The sequence below is a fragment of the Streptomyces sp. BF23-19 genome, from assembly GCF_041106355.1.
Classification (GTDB): Bacteria; Actinomycetota; Actinomycetes; order Streptomycetales; family Streptomycetaceae; genus Streptomyces; species Streptomyces virginiae_A.
Genome location: NZ_JBGBPT010000195.1, coordinates 1 through 1689, shown reverse-complemented (window position 1 = coordinate 1689; position 1689 = coordinate 1). Strand labels below are relative to the sequence as shown.

Genomic DNA, 1689 nt, shown 5'->3' with positions numbered 1-1689 from the left:
AGATGGCTGCGTACGGAGGCGGCCGCGGCCCGCGCCGCCGCCTCCGCGACCGCCCGCCGGTCGGCGCCGGACCCCAGCAGGGCGCACACGACCGACCCGGACAGCTCCCGCGCGAGGTCGACGAGGTCCACCTCGCCGCCCCGCTCCAGCGGCGCGAGTCGGCGTACGAGCAGCGGCCGCCAGAGCGACCGGAGATCCTCGACCCCGGCCCCGCCCAGGGAACCGGCGAGATCCCGCCGGTCCGCCCGGTGCCCGGCGCCCTCCTGGTCGAACAGCACGCCCCCGGCCCCGGCCGCGCCGTCGCCCAGGGCCGACCGCGCGGCGGCGCCCGTCGTGCCGGCCGCCGTCCGGTCGAGCGGCAGCCGGGTCAGGGCCTCCCGGTAGGCCTGCGGGCCGTGCACCAGCAGGGTCCGTCCGACCCGGCGCACCGGACGCCCGCGGGTGGCGGCGAGCAGCCCGAACAGCAATGGATGGCTGCGCAGATAGACGCGGCGGTCCCGCCGTCGGGCGCGTGCCTGGGACACGGTGGTCATCGGCCGGACACCTCCAGCCGGCGTGCCGCGAGCGCGGCCGTCGCCGCGCGGTCCGGTTTGCGCGAGCGCCCCGACAGCGGGATCCGCGCGAGCAGCAGGGCGTCGGGCCGGGCCGTGCCCATCCGCCGGACCGGCTCCGACAGGGCGGCGCGCAGGGCCTGTTCGTCCGTACCGCGCCGCGGCTGTACGACGGCGACGAGCCGTTCGTCGCCGTCGCCCGCCGGGATCCCGACGAGCACGGCCAGTTCCACCCCGGGGACGTGCAGGGCGGGCTCGTACAGCCCCGGGTAGATGTTCTCCGCCCGGCGCAGCACCATGTCCTTGCTCCTGCCTTCGAGGACGATGCGGCCCGCACCGTCCAACCGTGCCCGGTCGCCCGTCCGCACCCACGGGTCGGGCTCCTCCCCGAGGTAGCGATGGCGGGCGGCGGGGCCGGACAGCAGCAGCTGCCCGCTGCCGTCCGGCTCGGCGCGTACGCCGGGCAGCGGCGCCCCGACCAGGTCACCGGGCTCCCCGGCCGCCTCGAACGCGGACTTCTCCCGCGCCTCCACCGCGGCGGCCGGGAACAGTTCGGTCAGCGCGTACACCCCCCATGCCTCGCCCGCACCCGCCGCGCGTACGCGTTCCAGCAGCCCGGCGCCGGCCGGGGCCGATCCCGTCCACACCCGGCCGTGGAAGCGGGCGCCCGCGCCCAGCGCGTCCCGCAGCCGGGGCGGGGTCAGATAGGTGTCCTCGGGCCGCAGTCGGTCCAACTGGCGGGCCAGTACACGGGAGTTGCCCGCGGGGAGGGCGACGGCGGCGCCCCGCGCCAGCGCGGGGACGAGGACGAAGAAGGTACCGCCGAGCACCGGCCGGTCCCCGCGCGCGTCGAACAGGGCGGAGACCGTGGTCATACCCGCGGCCAGGCTCGCCCGGGTGTGGACGACGGCCCGCGGCAGGGAGGTGGTCCCGGAGGTGAACACGATCACCGCGTCGGCGTCCCCGTCCAGATCGACGCCGGGCGCGGGCACACCCCGGCGGGGCGCCCCCAGGTCCAGCGCGGGCGCGCAGCCCGGCAGCCGGGGCCCGACCGTGGCCACGGGCCCCAGTTCGGCCAGGTCCGGCAGCGCCAGGAGCGCCCGGCGGGCCAGGGGGCGGGCCCAGCCCGCCGCGCAGG

General features: G+C 78.9%; 1 protein-coding gene and 1 pseudogene. Both read right to left on the bottom strand.

Translation table 11 applies throughout. The features are described from left to right. Positions 1-533 (bottom strand): annotated as a pseudogene (locus tag AB8A24_RS43265) (cytochrome P450); the annotation flags it as partial. Then, a partial coding sequence (locus tag AB8A24_RS43260) for an AMP-binding protein (protein ID WP_369479243.1) occupies positions 530-1689 on the bottom strand: 1160 nt, incomplete at its 5' end. The gene AB8A24_RS43260 and the pseudogene AB8A24_RS43265, both read right to left, overlap by 4 nt.